The organism is Paenibacillus sp. IHBB 3054, assembly GCF_051594305.1.
Taxonomy (GTDB): domain Bacteria; phylum Bacillota; class Bacilli; order Paenibacillales; family Paenibacillaceae; genus Paenibacillus_AQ.
Genome location: NZ_JBOFBG010000009.1, coordinates 168,220 through 182,838 on the forward strand (window position 1 = coordinate 168,220; position 14,619 = coordinate 182,838).

13 protein-coding genes and 1 pseudogene are annotated in these 14,619 nt (G+C 53.2%); all 14 read right to left on the minus strand.

The features are described from left to right. Window positions 1-145 precede the first annotated feature (145 nt). The 14 genes and pseudogenes from ACQ76X_RS13260 to ACQ76X_RS13325 all read right to left on the minus strand — a co-directional run bounded on the left by ACQ76X_RS13260 (window position 146) and on the right by ACQ76X_RS13325 (window position 14,527). On the minus strand, window positions 146-1,555 hold the full coding sequence (locus ACQ76X_RS13260; RefSeq protein WP_438494400.1) for a nucleoside recognition domain-containing protein: 1,410 nt from the start codon (window positions 1,553-1,555) through the stop codon (window positions 146-148). Then, window positions 1,533-2,264: a FeoB small GTPase domain-containing protein gene (locus tag ACQ76X_RS13265; RefSeq protein ID WP_038586779.1), complete on the minus strand. Its 732-nt coding sequence runs from the start codon at window positions 2,262-2,264 to the stop codon at window positions 1,533-1,535. The genes ACQ76X_RS13260 and ACQ76X_RS13265 overlap by 23 nt, the downstream gene beginning before the upstream one ends. Then, window positions 2,261-2,515, minus strand: a complete 255-nt coding sequence (locus tag ACQ76X_RS13270) for a FeoA family protein (RefSeq protein WP_076113662.1) — start codon at window positions 2,513-2,515, stop codon at window positions 2,261-2,263. The genes ACQ76X_RS13265 and ACQ76X_RS13270 overlap by 4 nt, the downstream gene beginning before the upstream one ends. Before the next feature lie 259 nt (window positions 2,516-2,774). Continuing rightward, window positions 2,775-3,233 carry an SRPBCC domain-containing protein gene (locus tag ACQ76X_RS13275; protein ID WP_340894480.1) on the minus strand — a complete coding sequence of 153 codons (459 nt, stop codon included), beginning with the start codon at window positions 3,231-3,233 and terminating at the stop codon, window positions 2,775-2,777. Window positions 3,234-3,360: 127 nt separating this feature from the next. Continuing rightward, complete coding sequence (locus tag ACQ76X_RS13280) at window positions 3,361-4,317, minus strand: helix-turn-helix transcriptional regulator (protein ID WP_438494403.1); 957 nt, start codon at window positions 4,315-4,317, stop codon at window positions 3,361-3,363. A gap of 112 nt (window positions 4,318-4,429) precedes the next feature. Beyond that, entirely contained in the window at window positions 4,430-6,376 is a 1,947-nt protein-coding gene (locus ACQ76X_RS13285; RefSeq protein ID WP_438494405.1) for an FtsX-like permease family protein, read from the minus strand. Further along, a complete protein-coding gene (locus ACQ76X_RS13290; RefSeq protein WP_438494407.1) occupies window positions 6,351-7,121 on the minus strand; it encodes an ABC transporter ATP-binding protein in 771 nt (256 codons plus the stop codon). Before ACQ76X_RS13290 ends, ACQ76X_RS13285 begins: the two co-directional genes overlap by 26 nt. A gap of 155 nt (window positions 7,122-7,276) precedes the next feature. Beyond that, on the minus strand, window positions 7,277-8,374 hold the full coding sequence (locus ACQ76X_RS13295) for a GerAB/ArcD/ProY family transporter (RefSeq protein WP_438494409.1): 1,098 nt from the start codon (window positions 8,372-8,374) through the stop codon (window positions 7,277-7,279). Further along, window positions 8,329-8,613: a hypothetical protein gene (locus ACQ76X_RS13300; RefSeq protein WP_438494410.1), complete on the minus strand. Its 285-nt coding sequence runs from the start codon at window positions 8,611-8,613 to the stop codon at window positions 8,329-8,331. The genes ACQ76X_RS13295 and ACQ76X_RS13300 overlap by 46 nt, the downstream gene beginning before the upstream one ends. Window positions 8,614-8,625: 12 nt before the next feature. Next, entirely contained in the window at window positions 8,626-9,909 is a 1,284-nt protein-coding gene (locus ACQ76X_RS13305; RefSeq protein ID WP_438494412.1) for a Ger(x)C family spore germination protein, read from the minus strand. Further along, window positions 9,906-10,974: pseudogene (locus ACQ76X_RS13310) on the minus strand (GerAB/ArcD/ProY family transporter). Before ACQ76X_RS13310 ends, ACQ76X_RS13305 begins: the two are co-directional and overlap by 4 nt. Window positions 10,975-11,003: 29 nt before the next feature. Beyond that, window positions 11,004-12,623, minus strand: coding sequence for a spore germination protein (locus ACQ76X_RS13315; RefSeq protein ID WP_438494414.1), 1,620 nt, complete (start codon window positions 12,621-12,623; stop codon window positions 11,004-11,006). Window positions 12,624-12,830: 207 nt separating this feature from the next. Further along, the gene (locus ACQ76X_RS13320; RefSeq protein WP_438494416.1) at window positions 12,831-13,832 is read right to left on the minus strand and encodes a sensor histidine kinase; all 1,002 of its coding nucleotides are present in this window, start codon (window positions 13,830-13,832) and stop codon (window positions 12,831-12,833) included. Further along, on the minus strand, window positions 13,829-14,527 hold the full coding sequence (locus tag ACQ76X_RS13325) for a response regulator transcription factor (protein WP_438494417.1): 699 nt from the start codon (window positions 14,525-14,527) through the stop codon (window positions 13,829-13,831). Before ACQ76X_RS13325 ends, ACQ76X_RS13320 begins: the two co-directional genes overlap by 4 nt. Between the last annotated feature and the right edge of the window lie 92 nt (window positions 14,528-14,619).

Below are 14,619 nucleotides of genomic sequence, written 5' to 3' on the forward strand. Positions count from 1 at the left end.
CAGAACGGGAGTGGAGCCTTGAACGGAGCCTGTCAGGCAGTTGCAGCAGCAGCGGGAATTCCGCTTTCTCCGGAAATGTGCGGATACACAAAAACAGCCCGGCCCCTCCCTGTATACGGGAGAAGCCGGGCGCGTAAGAACTCTGTCAGACCCAGCCGAACAAGCGCGCTGCCTGTGCGACCAGGAAGGTGACGGCAATGGCGATGCCCAGCGGAATGACGGCCGAGAGCACTGCCCATTTCATGCTTTTGGTCTCTTTGTAGATGTTGATCAGAGTAGTGCCGCATGGATAGTGGAGCAGGGAGAACAGCATCATATTGAGCGCGGTCAACCACGTCCAGCCATGGCTCAGGAAGATATCCTTGATGCTGCCGATACCTTCGACATCGACCATAGCGCCGGAGGACATGTAGCCCATAAGCAGAATCGGCAGCACGATTTCATTGGCCGGAAGCCCCAGGATGAAGGCCATCATAATGAAGCCGTCCATGCCGAGCAGCTGGGCAAAAGGATCAAAGAAAGCGGCCATATGGTTCAGCACACTGTCTCCGCCAACGAATACATTCGCAAGGATCCAGGTGATAATGCCTGCCGGTGCGGCAACGACGATGGCGCGGGTCAATACATTCAGCGACTTCTCCTTGGAGGAGCGGACAATCGTCTTCCAGATCTGCGGACGGCGGTACGGCGGGAGTTCGAGCGTATAGTGGGTGGGAACGCCGCGCAGCGCGGTTTTGGACATGACCCAGGACACCGTTAAGGTTACCGTGATACCAACCAATACGATTCCCATCAGGACAAGGGCTGTGGAGAAGGTCCGCAGCGCACCAGTCGTAGCAGCCCCCACCATAAACATGGAGGACAGCAGAATAAGGGTCGGCCAGCGGCCGTTGCAGGGCACGAAATTATTGGTCAGAATGGCCAGCATCCGTTCACGCGGCGATTCGATAATGCGGGTGGAGAGAATGGCGGCAGCATTGCAGCCGAAGCCCATCGACATCGTTAACGCCTGCTTGCCGTGCCCGCCGGATTTCTTGAACAACCGGTCCATATTAAAAGCAACGCGCGGCAGATAGCCGAAATTCTCCAGCAGCGCAAATACCGGGAAGAAAATCATCATTGGCGGCAGCATGACGCTGATAACCCAGGAGGTTCCGCGGTACAGGCCAAGCACAAGCACGCCGTGCAGCCAGGCCGGAGCGCTCACCGCTTCGAATCCGGCGGTTAAATAACCTTCGATGATGCCGAACAGAGAGGCCAGCCAGCTCGAGGGATAGTTGGCGCCGGCAATCGTAATCCAGAAGACGAGGCCAAGCCCGGCGAGCATAATGGGGAATCCCCATATTTTGGAGGTGACAATATTATCAAGCTTATAAGTGCTGCCCAGTTTCTTTTTGTCCTGGTAGGTGACTGCATCTCTGCAGATCCCCGCAGATACACCATATATTCCGCTTACGATTTCATCACGGATTCCGCCCTTGTCTGCGAGATTCTTCGCTGCAGAGAGCAGGGAATCCATCGGATCGGGTCCCTTAATGACATGCGGTGACTCCATGGCTCACTACCCCCTTTGATCCGGAAATATTCCTCTGTCCCATATTGGCTTTGAGCGAAGCGAGCAGGCTTTCGTCACCATCCAGCAGCCGCAGGGCAATCCAGCGTGCCGGATATCTTGAACCGACCGTCTGCTCTACCATAGGAAGGAGCGCAGCAATGCCCTGTTCAATCTCATCGCTATACGTAATCCGCAGCGGCTCCGCTGTATAAGTACCAGTAGCTACACGCTCAATTTGATCCAGCAGCGCCTCAATGCCGATTTCACTCCGGGCCGAAATTGCGGCTACCGGCACGCCGAGCCGTTTCGAAATGGCCTTCAGGTTAATATCAATGCCCAGCTTCTTCGCTTCATCGATCAGGTTGATGCAAACAACGGCCCGCCCGGTAATTTCCAGCACCTGCAGGGCAAGATTGAGATTGCGCTCCAGCGAAGTGGCGTCCAGCACCACCAGCGTCACATCCGGCTGTTCAAAAATAATGTAGTCCCTTGCGGCCTCCTCGTCAGCTGAGTTGGAGTACAGGGAGTAGGTACCCGGAAGATCTACAGCCAAGTAGGTATTGTTCTTGTGGGTAAACTCGCCTTCGGCGGTGATGACGGTCTTGCCCGCCCAGTTGCCGGTGTGTTGGCGCAGGCCGGTCAATAGATTGAAGAGTGTGCTCTTGCCCGTGTTGGGATTGCCTGCAAAAGCTACAGTGTAACGGTTCATGCTTCATCACCTCCGATTAATTCTCCGTAAATCAGAGCGCTTTCTTCCCGGCGCAGGGCAATGGTTGTATTGCTTACCCGGAAGGCGGTAGGGTCTCCGAGCGGACTGCGCCGCAGTACCTCGACAGCATTGCCGACGACAAACCCGAGGTCGAGCAATCTTCTCCTCAGCACACCCTGCACTTCTATGCTGCGGATACGCAGCGTACTGCCGTTCACAGCTTCAGATAATGGAATTACGGCTCCGGCCATAAGATTTTCCTCCGTTCCATCCAGAATGATTGAGCATGTATGTTTTATTGATTTATGTTATGCACATGGGTTAGATTCTTGTAGTCTGCCACAATATTAGTATACGTAAATAAATTTGTCCTTGCAACAAAAAAGTTTCCTTAGGGAAAAATAAATAACCCTTGGAGAAAGGCAGCTGTTGCTGCTTTTCTCCAAGGGTTGGGGATGGCTCAGGAAGTAGCCTATACATTCGATTGGGTGTGGCGAAGACCGGCTGCTTCTACTCCCAGCTTCCAAAATCTAGCGTACTGCCTGTCTCTACCAAGGTCTTGATGTTGCTGAGAATCTGCCACCAGGAGCTTTCGCTGGGGCCGTAGGACGGATCATCAGGTTGCCATTGATCATGAATCAGTGTCAGCTTGGTACAGCCGCCAACCGGCTCCAGCAGCCAGGAGATGCGTGATTCATGCGGTTCGCCGCTCTTGAGATAGGAGGGGCCGACCTTGTGGGTGAAGCGGAACGCCTGCTCTGGAGAGAATTCCAGCACTGTGCCGTATACATGCAAGGTGTCGGGGCCATCTGCCCCCGGCCCGATATATTTCAGCGGCTCCCCTGCTGTAAAGCTGGAGTGGATCGTGCTGCCGTAATAGATTTGCTGTACTTTATCCGGTGAGACGAGGCTGTCCCACACCTGTGCTGGTGTTCCGCCGATATAGAATTGATATTTCAGTTCTTTCATGCCGTATTCCTCCTGCCTTTTATGTTCTTGTTTGCCTTGGCAAAGTCCTATGAATGTTTGCCTCAGGGATAAGTTCACTATACAAAAGAATCACTGACAGCTGCGGTCAGTGATCCGGAAAAAGATATTATTCTTTATAATAATCCGCAAGGTCCGCAGTGATGGCGGCCAGCTTCTGCCTCAAAGCTGCGGGTTCGAGAATCTTAAGCGCTTTGCCGTAAGGCAGCAGGAAATAGGGGGCGTAGCTGTATAACGAGGCTTCATCCAGCAGGAAGCTGGCTTGTTCCGGGGTTCGTTCCGTAAGCGTATGGCCGAACAGCCAATGGCTGCACAGATCATTCAGGACGGCTTCCGCAGACTGGATGATGACAGCCACCAGTGCGGAATCTTTATCCTGGCCGGGAAGCAGGCCGCGCAGCAGAAACTCGCGTGCGGAGAATCCGGCAGGGCGCACAAAGCCTTCCCCGGTCCGCCGCAGTCCCCCAATCCGGTCTACCCGGAAGCTGCGGATTTCCTGGCGGTGATGGCAATAGCCGGCCATATACCACTGGCCTTTCCACAGCACCAGCCCGTAAGGATCTATAGACCGGGCAGAAACATCCGCTCCGTTTCCCTTGCGGTAGTCCATCTGCAGCGTAAAGCTGCCTGCGATGCAGGCCTCCAACTCCTCCAGCAGCGGCTGCAGCGCAGCGCCAGGTGCATGGAGCATCTCCATGCCGGCTTCGTGGCGCTCCATTTGCGACAGCTGCGCCGCATTGCTGTAGCGTTTGAGCTTGGCAATCGCTCCGTCCAGGGCTGCGACATAAGGGTATCCGCTGCCCCGGGCAAAGGCGGAGGCCTGTACGAGCGCCCTCTGTTCCACGGTGTCAAAGAACAAGGGCGCTGCACGAAAATGCTCAGGCAGGCTGTACCCGCCTCCCGGCCCGGCGTCGGCAATTACGGGAACGCCGCTGGCACAGAGCGCATCAATATAACGGTAGACGGAGCGGATGCTGAGCTCCAGCTCCTCCGCGAGTTCGGCAGCGGTTCTTCTCCGTTGCTGCAGCATCCACAGGATGGACAGCATATGATCGGCTTTGGACATCAGGCAAGACCTCCGGGACGCCTGTAGTTCTGCTTTCTGGTTGCAATCAAGCAGCGGCGTTTTATTCTAAATCAATAGGACACAGCATTCATTGTAGCCTAACGTCTCCGGGTTACACCATCATCTTCTTCAGACTATGAATATAGCGGGATCTGACAATGATGAAATACACGGTTTGCACAACCAGGAAAGCTGCCGATGTGATCAGCACAGGAACGGTAACATTCGTGATATCCATCACTTTCAGCACGGGACGGACAACTACAAGAGTCTGCACGGCTGCAATAAGAATAGGGATATAGAACAGCAGTGCAATCTGTCTGGTGGCGGAAGCCGACATCTCTCTGGTGCTGAGTCCAATCTTGGAGAGTGCATGGTACATCCGCATATCTGCGTTCAGCTCCGTATGCAGCTTGAAATAGAGAAAGCTGGCTGAAGAGAGCGAGAAGATCAGGGCGATAAAGATGCCGATAAAGCTGACCATTGAGGTTCCCTGCTTGGTATTCATATAGCTATCAGCCCGTGCACTTATTAAAGTGTGCCAGTTGTCAGTCGCATGATTCCTGTCCCTGCTCCATTGCACCAGCTCACTGGAGATGACAGTCTCCGGCTCCCCGGTCTTAGGAAGCAGTGCATCCCACGCCGGGATTTTATAAAAGTAATTTATTTCACGATCATTGGCTCTAGCCGTACCGGCAGCTTTTGCATACAGACTTTCGCTGACAATCATCACGGGCTGGTTGTATTGGCCAAAAGGCATGACCGGGGGATTGATTAGATGATTCAGGACGAGTTCCACATTTACTTGATCTGCCAGCAGAAACTTCTCTCCGGCGTTATACTCGGAAATGGCATTCTGGGGGTTAAGCAGCAGCACAACTTCTCTGTCAGACAAAGGAGGGATTCCGGTGACATCCATTTGCCCCGCCAGTTGATTGAAGACGGACACTGGAAGCAATTGAACGTTGTCAAACTGGTCCACATCATTCAGGCCCCGGATACTGCCACGGATGAATTCCACTTTGTTCTCAGTGTACTGCAATCCGGCGTTTTCCAGGGCATCATGAATGGTGGTCAGTCCGGGTTCGGGATCGTGTCCATTGTCAACGGAATAGTCGATAGCGAACGGACTGTTCAAATACGTCGTATTGTTCGAAGAACTGATGGATAGAAGAAGACTTGCAGCCATGCAGGCCAATGAAGTCACAACCGTTACCAGAAACAGCATCCGCGCATTGTCTTTAACCTTGTAGCTCATTTCGTTGATCCAGAGCAGATTGGTTCCGCGCCATAGCCGTTTGCGGCTCAGCTTCAGCAGGCGGATGCCCAGCACCGACAACTGGGAGTAGAAGAAATAAGTGCCGGCGATGCCTGTGACGGCAGCGATCAGCAGCGTGTTTGGAGACAGCTCCTGCCCGATGGAAATAGCTCCTGTTGTCAGCAGTGCAAGTCCGAGAAGCGAGAGCAGCCAGGATACTTTGGGCTCCTTCTTCGGTTTCACGCTTCCCTTGAGCAGCTCAAGCACCTGGTTCTTGCGGATGAACAGCAGGGTGAAGATTGAATTTATCAGGAATAGCGCCAGAAAGGAAACGGAAGTGATAACAAGTGCCTTTACCGGCCAATAAAACGGCATATCTGTGACCCCTATAATATTCGTGCTGAGCAGCAGGAACAGCTTGGACAGCAGCATCCCCGCGGCCATGCCGCTCAAGATCGACAGCAGGCCGATGATCATATTTTCCAGCAGAATCAGTCTGTTGATCTGCCCGGGACGGGCGCCCAGAATCATCAGGATGCCGAATTCAAGATTCCGCAGCTTGAGGAAAGCACTGATGGAGTACAGGACAAAGAAAAAGGCGAAGATGAAGACAATATAAGAAGCAATTTTCATCCCGGTAGCCGAATTTTTCCCAAGCTCAATAGAGGACACGTCGGGATGATAGATGAACACCGAATAGGAAAAGAAGATCATGACCATAAAGGCGCTGCTGAGGAAAAAGGCCATATATGCCCGGGCGTTGCGCCGCACATTGTTAAACGCGAATTGAGGAAAGCCCATGACTATTCCCTCCCCAGAATGAAAGTGTATCGATGATCTTCTGGAAGAAGGCCTGGCGGTTGTCGCCGCGGTGGATTTCCGCAGCCAGCTTGCCGTCCTTGATGAAGACGATGCGGTTGCAATAGCTTGCTGCCAGCGGATCATGCGTAACCAGCATCAGCGTCGTGCCTTCCTTGCGGTTGATGTCCTCCAGCGACTCCATTACGATCCGGGAGGAGTTCGAATCGAGCGCTCCCGTCGGCTCATCGGCGAGCAGAATGGCAGGCGAAGTTATAATTGCCCGGGCAATGGCCGTCCGCTGGCGTTGTCCGCCGGAAATTTCATAGGTCCGCTTATTCAGGATGTCCGTGATATTCAGTCGCCCGGCCACCCGCTGCAGCAGCGCGTCCATCTCGGACAGCTTGCGGTTGTCCAGAGTCAAGGGAAGAACGATATTCTCCCCTACGGTCAATGTCTCCAGCAGGTTGAAATCCTGGAACACAAAGCCAAGCTTCCTACGGCGGAACAGGGCCAGCTCTTTTTTGTTCATCTGATAGGGATTGCTGCCGCCGATCTTCACTTCACCGGAGGAGGGTTGGTCAATGGTTGAGACCATGTTGAGCAGGGTGGTTTTGCCGCTGCCCGAAGGGCCCATAATTCCCACAAATTCACCTTGTTCAATACTGAGATGAATATCGGTAAGAGCCTGCGTAAGCACCTTTCCCGGGTATACTTTATTCATTGCCGTGACTTCGAGTACATTCATGGAATTCATTCCTTTCTAACCGAAACGTGAGTGTCACCCGCTGTTGCCCCTTGGGTGCTTAGCTTCTGATTTCGAGTGTACAGGATGAGCTTCCGGCATGCTATGGTTTTACCTTAACGTTACCTTACAGCGCGGTTAAGGTTATGTTCGCCAGATCAGGAGGATGTTCGTTTGAACCATCCCCGCAGCAGAATGGATATTGAGAGCAGTAACGGGAAACCGATTTGGAACAGCGGGTCAATCTTGAGGCTTGGCCCCAGGCCGAAGGCAATATGCTGAGTATAATCCCTCGCCAGAAAGGAAGTGCCATAGATTGCTGCTCCTACGGGAAACACCCACCATTTGGCCGGTTTGCGGCTCAGTTCACTGATGCCTTTAACCGCGCAAAAGTAGAAGAGCATCATCTTGATCAGCAGCCCGATAAAGAGCTGGATCGTTACCAGAATATCGAGCCGTTCCACAAATTTGAGGTTTGATAAGGTGCGGACTGTCTTCAAAAAAGGCAGCTGGCTGATCCCTGCAATCGTCGGGCCGAGGACAGCCACATTCAGCGCGTTCATGAAGATGAGAAAGATGCTGATGGCAATATAGGCAGTCACTGTGTTTTTTACCGGCACACCGGGTTTTTCCCATAGGGACCACAACATCAGGAATACAATCATTTGGCCGAAGGGAAAGGAGACAAGATCCGGAAGCGCAGCTTCAAAAATCGGCATGAATCCACCCTCGTTGACTGGACTCAGCCGGTAGAAATCGATGGAGCCCATAATGCCAAGCAGCAGCACAAGCAGGAAATAAAAGAAGAGAACCAGAGGAAGCAGCACCTCGGGCAGCCGGAAGACAACCTCTGCACCCTTCCAAATCGCATATAGTGCAATCAATACAAAAATGAGCATCGTGAGGGATATCGGAGATCGCGGCAGCAAAGTTAAAGCGGTCAGCTCGCCAAGATCGCGGACATTGCGCATCGACTGGTACGCGAAGTAGAAGCAGTAGATCAAGCCGATCACGGAGCCTGCAACACCTCCGAAATGAAATCTAAGCATGCCGATGAGGTCCAGCTTGGGCGAGCGTTGCTGGATCCACAGCAGGAGCAGAAGGAGAATGAACCCTCCCAGTGAGCCGGTGCACATCGCTAGCCACGAATCTTGCTTGACCTTGCCGCCCAGCAGAAAGAGCGGCGTGCTGCCAATCTCGAACAGCATAATCATAAACGCAATTTGCAGGGCAGATACCTGTTCCTTTTTTTGCATAACTCTGAAGTCAGCCTCCTAACCACTTGATAATGAACCTGCCGGCGGGTTGAAAGTAAATATAAGGTAGCCATATTGAAATGCGGCGTTTCTGTAATCCCGCAAATGTTCTCATAGGCACACCAGACCAGAATGCAGCCAAACCACAGCCGGTGCAGCTTGCTTCCTTCTCCGCGCAGCCGGGTGCAGCCCCATACGAAAGCTAGGGTATAAAGCAAAAGAGTGATCGCTATTTTCATAGAGCAGCTCCTTTACTTCTGCTGGACGGATTTAAAGGATTTGTTGCTGAGTCCGCTCCGTTCAATTTGGATCGAAACATGCGGTTTGATCTCAATATTCTGGAACATGCGGTCCCAGCTTTTGTCCTTCTCAATCTGCTTCCAGCGCTTGCGGTCACTGCGGTGAATCCTTACCGCAAAGCCCGTGACGTCCGCCCCCAGCGTCTTGACCTCACTCCATGAATTGCCCACGAGTTCAAGGATACACTGTTCAATGGCTTGCTCCATCCCCGTTAATGAAGTTTGGTCATTCAAATCCATGACGCTTCCAAGCTCCTGCAATACGCCGCTTCCTTTGATGTTCACATCCATGATGTAGTGATCTTTATCCCAGACGGGATGAACGGAAGTGGTCGAATTCTGGAGGATGAACGAAGCGTCCGGGTTGTCGCTGATTTCGGGCCGGGAGGCGAAGGCGATGTTGGCAGTATCAATTTTGTTTGTCAGAAAGGACAAGCCAAAGGCTTGCTTCTGCGTTAACCATCCTACCAGTTTGTCACCTTTTAAGACACCGAGCCTTCCCAGTGCCAGCCGTGAAGGCAGGTCGGTCCGTCCGGTCTCGCTGGTCTCATCCATGATCTGGCCGCCGGTAAGGAGGATTTCCGGCAGCACGGCACTTCCGGATTCGGAGGACAGGGCCATGGCCAGTTCAAACAGCCGGACGCCGGGATAAAAGGAGAGGAGCTTCGATTCCTGCTCAATCATGAGCTGGATACCGGCTCCCTGATTCTTGGTTAGCTGCATCAGCTGGTTCAGAATATCTCCGGCTTCGTCTTTGGATAGAAATACATATACAGTTTCCCGGGCGTCCTGCTTGCGCAGGAACATGTCGATCAGTTGATTGATGCCGTGTTTGGCCAGAGATTCTCCAATTATGGTGATGCGCGAATGAGAAAAAAACATCTCACGCGTACTGGTCAGATTGGTTCTTTCAATCGCGTCCATAATCGTTTGTCCTTTTACCGAGAAGGTGACGAACGGTGGAGAGCTGGTGCTCCCGCCTCCACTGCCTCCCATGCTGCTGGCACCGGATGAAGGGTTGATGACCTGGTATGTGGCTTTCCACTCGTTATTCTTCCAGTCATATGCCGAACCGGAGGTAATGCCCAGCTCACTCAGTTCCCGGTCATCCCAGCATCCGGTCAGCAAAGTCGACAGGAGGGGGAGGCAGAGTCCAATGCAGAGCGTTTTTTTCGCGGCATAAGCCAGAGGCCTCGCGGGAGTTGCGGAATAGGATTCGGTGTTCTGCTGCTTCATGTTTCCCACCCCTTTGGTTTGGATTTCGGTTTCCGGAGCCGGTGGAGCAGGACCGCAGCTAGCGGAACGAGTACATTGAACAGGAAGAAGACCGGGAACCGTCCTTCCTTGTTGTAGAGATTCACTTGGTCTGCACTCTGCCAGGTAAAGAGACACTTTAAAGCGATTATCAGACCCAAAGCTCCGATAAAAGGCCGATTGCTGTTTACACGAAAGGTCTGTTTGAAGCATTCGACAGTCGCAAACAGAAAGATCGAGAATTTCAGATAGATGGACAGGACCCAATAGGAGATGAACAGAATGTCCAGCTTTTCGATAAATCTGCCGATATGAACGACCCCGGCGGTGGAAAAACCCGGATATGTGCTGAGCTTGATGAATTCGGACCCGAACACCATCAGTGTCGTTACGAGCGAAAACATCATCAGCACAGAAACGAAGAGAAGTCCTGCCCAGCCGGCGATGCGCTTTTTGCGGATTCTGTAAGTAAGGAGCCAGAAACAGCAGCACCGCCAGTTCGGACATCCAGGTAGCCGGTGTTATGCCGGCCAGTGTCAAGGAGGCCAGAGAGTGATCAAAGACCGGCAGCAGCTGATGCACATCCATTTCCCGGTACAGCCCGAACAGATAGAGCGGCACGAAGAAAAAGTACAGCAGCAGCACGAGGGTGTTCACTCTGGCGATGGACTCAAGGCCCTGCCTGACCATATAGATCGTAATTAACAGAATTAGGATGGTCATTACGGTGAACGGGGTGTCGATAAGCACATTGTCTTTGATGAAATTGACGAATTCGCGCAAAATGGTTGCTGATGTATCCAGGTAGAACTGGAGCATCAATAGGCCCAGAATCGTAGCTGCAACAGGAGAACTCTTCTCGCCAATCCAGGTCAGAAACGGTGCGCCATTGCTGTAGCGGATGACTGTCCCGACAATCGTGGCAAAGACGAGCCCGGCCAGAGTCGATAATAAAATCGCCAGCGGCGCGTCCTGCTCTGCATAGTTGCCAATAATGACGGGAAGCACGACGGTGGCTGTCGGCAAGATGGTGTTGACGATCAGCATGGCAGCCTGGGTGGTACCGATTTTACCGTTCAAGCGGGATCCTCCCCCTGCGGCTGCCTGGTTTGCTGATTGTTCTGCGCCTCTTCTTGCGGCTGCGGCTTTTGATCCGGGCCTTGTCTGCGCGTTTCTTTGCCCAGATTGGTCTTTGGCCGCATGGTCATGCTCCAGAGCGGAGTGCGGATAAAGATATCCTTCAAATATCTCGGAGTCATTGGAGCTACCGGGGACAGGTACGGCACACCAAAGGAACGCAGTCCGGCCAAATGAATCAGCAGCACCATCAAAAAGGACATGATGCCGAACAGGCCAAGGGTAGCGGCGATCAGCATCATGACAAACCGGATCAAGCGGATCGAATTGGCGATGGCCAGGGACGGGATGACAAAGTTAGAGATGGCGGTGAACGACACCACGATAACCATGGCTGCGGAGACGAGTCCGGCTTGAACGGCGGCCTGTCCCAGCACGAGTGCCCCAACGATGGAAATCGCCGGCCCGATGGTGCGCGGCATACGGACCCCGGCCTCGCGCAGCACATCGAAAGTCACTTCCATCAGCAGCGCTTCCGCCAGTGCCGGAAACGGTACACCTTCACGCTGGGCGGCCAGGCTGATCAGCAGGGTTGTCGGAAGCATTTCCTGGTGAAAGGTAGTCACGGCGATATATAAGGCCGGCAGCAGCATGGAGACAAAAAAAGCACTATACCGGATCAGCCGCAGGAAGGAAGAAATATCATAACGCTGATAATAATCTTCACTTGACTGAAAAAAATTAAAGAAAGTGGAGGGAGCAAGCAGTGCAAAGGGAGTCCCGTCAATCATAATTCCGACCTGGCCCTCCAGAATGCCTCCGGCAAGCGCATCCGGACGTTCCGTGTTCTGGATGGTCGGAAAGGGAGTCAGTCCGCCATCCTGAATAAATTCCTCGATGTAATTGCTCTCCAGAATGCTGTCGGTTTCAATGGCGTTTAAGCGCCGGCGGATTTCCGCCAGCACCTGTTCGCTGGCGATACCCTCCAGGTAGACAAGCGCCACGCCGGTCTGAGTGCGCTGACCGATCTTATACTCTTCTATTCTAAGATCGGAGGTTTTGAGTCTGCGCCGCAGCATGGAGGTGCCTGTCCGCAGGCTCTCCGTGAAGCCTTCTTTGGGTCCGCGGATGACACCTTGGGAGGTTGGTTCGTTGATGCTTCTTTTCTCCCAGCCGGAGGTATCGGCAGCCAGTGCCACCTGAAGTCCTTCAAACAGAATGAGGGTATAGCCGTCGAAGAGCATGGGGAGCAGACTTTCCAGCGTTTTGCCTTCTTTGACGCCCCCGACTGGCAGCATCTGATCTTTAATCAGGCTGAAGGCGTCCTTAGCGGTAATGGCGCCGCTCTTGGGGGCAACCATTTCCATCAGCGGCTGCAGCACCGTCTGGTTGACGGCATCCGCGTTAACGAGCCCGTCGATATATATAAAAGCAAGAGAGAGGGAGCTTAAAGATTCATTGGTGAATCTGCGGAAAACAACGTCGGAGCTTTGACCGATCCGCTTAGTAATCTCCTGCAAGGTAATATCAAGTGAGGGGTGAAGAGGCAGCCGTGCAGGAACGGAAGTCGGGGCGGGATCTGTTCCTTTTTTGCGGCCTTGCTGCAGATGGGTTGGCATCGATACTCCTCCTCGTTGCTGGATTCTGGATGATTTGCTGTATTATCCCCTGGGGGCGGATTCCTTATTCTGACTGCATTATGAGATTAGCAGGCATGAAGAAGAGAGCACTCTACCGGCCACTTGGTCATGGCGGGCCGAATGCTCTCGGTTGTGAAGCTTGTGGCAGCTCCAGCCAGTCTTAGGAAGCTGAGTGGATGCTGAAGTTCAGCCGCGAAGAGGATCAACTGCTCCTCCGAAAGTAATGCGAACCGTAGTCCCCTCGCCGGGCCGGGATTGCAGTTCTACCGTATGCCCGAGCCTTGCGCAGATCTCACGGACCAGATAGAGGCCCATCCCGGTCGATTCATGATACTGGCGGCCGCGTTCTCCGGTGAAATAAGGGTTGAACACCCGTTTCAGGTCTTCGGGAGAGATGCCAATGCCCTGATCTTTAATCTGTAAGACGCTCCCGTTTCCCGTCTGCTCCGCGGAAATGGTTACTGTCTTGCCTGTCCCGGCAGTATAATTTACCGCGTTGACGAGAATCTGGGCCAGCATGAATCTCAGCCATTTGGCGTCGCTGTATACAGAGAGTCCATCGTCAACGGTAATGTCTACCCGGACTCCCCGCCGGATGAACAGCCTGCGGTTATCGGCGACGGTCTCGCTTACGGCTTTGCGAAGCAATAGAGGCTGTACATGGAAATCATCCTCAAAGCGTTCCAGCCTGGAGGTGTAAATAACCATCTCCAGTCCCTTGCGGAGCCGCTCCACCTCCTCTTGGATGCTGCTGGCAGCATCCTCCTCCAAATCCTGAAGGGTAAGCTGGATGACGGAAAGCGGCGTCTTCATCTGGTGTACCCAGCGGTTGATGAAATCGATATGCTGATCCATCCGCCGGGTATGGGAATGCAGCTGGTCCAGATAGTAGCGGTGGTTGTACTGCAGCATCTCCGTCACCGCTTCGGGCAGCGGCGCATCGTCAAGCGGGATAAGCTGTTCCCCCGGGGCTCCGCCGGGTCCGCTCAGGCGGGTGTATAGCTTATAGTGCTGAACATACCGGTAGCCCAGATATAAGATGAGAACTGCAAAGCTGAGGCCCATACCGTATAAAACAATCGAGAAGGGTCTGTATTCGCCCGTAACCCAGTACAGCACGGGGATGAGGATCATCTGGAGCAGATAGAAGAGCAGCAGCGGCCGGTGATCCTTAAGAAACAGCCTCATGGCGTTTCTCCGGAGAGGCTCAGCCGGTAGCCGGCGCCTCTTATCGTTTCTATGATATCGTCAAGACCAAGATCCTTGAGCTTCTTGCGTACACGGGTGATATAAACATTAAGTGTATTATCATCGATGAAATGCTGATCCTCCCACATCAGGTCCAGCAGCCGTTCACGGGAGACGACGCGCCCTTCTTTCAGCAAGAGCGCTTCCAGCAGGACGGTTTCCTTCTGCGTAAGCTCAGCGGACAGCCCGTTGTGCTGGATCACATAACGCTCCGGATACAGCGTCAGTCCTCCGGCTTGAAGCTTGCGCTCTTCCTGGCTGTGGGCGTAAGAGCCGTAAGCTCTACGCAGATGGCTGCGGATTTTGGCCAGCACGACCTCGTATTGGAATGGCTTGATAATGTAATCGTCGCCGCCGTTCTCCAGCGCCATCACCTGATCCATACCGCTGTCGCGGGCAGAAATAAAGAGGATGGGGCAGAGTGAGGATTTGCGAAGCTGGCGGCACCAATAGAACCCGTCATACCTGGGCAGATTGACGTCCAGCAGCACCAGGCTTGGGGTGCTCTCCTCAAAGGTTTCCAGCACTCTATTGAAGTCATCTACGATAACGGTATAAAAATCATATTTTGACAAATAACTGCTTAGCAGGTCTGCCAGCTTGGCGTCGTCCTCGACAATCAGAATTGTTTCCATGAATTCACTCCTTTGTCCAGTATTACAGTAACATGCTAAGGGAAATTTATGCAAAACAGGATTCAGACGCAAACAACCTCCCAGACTGCCGG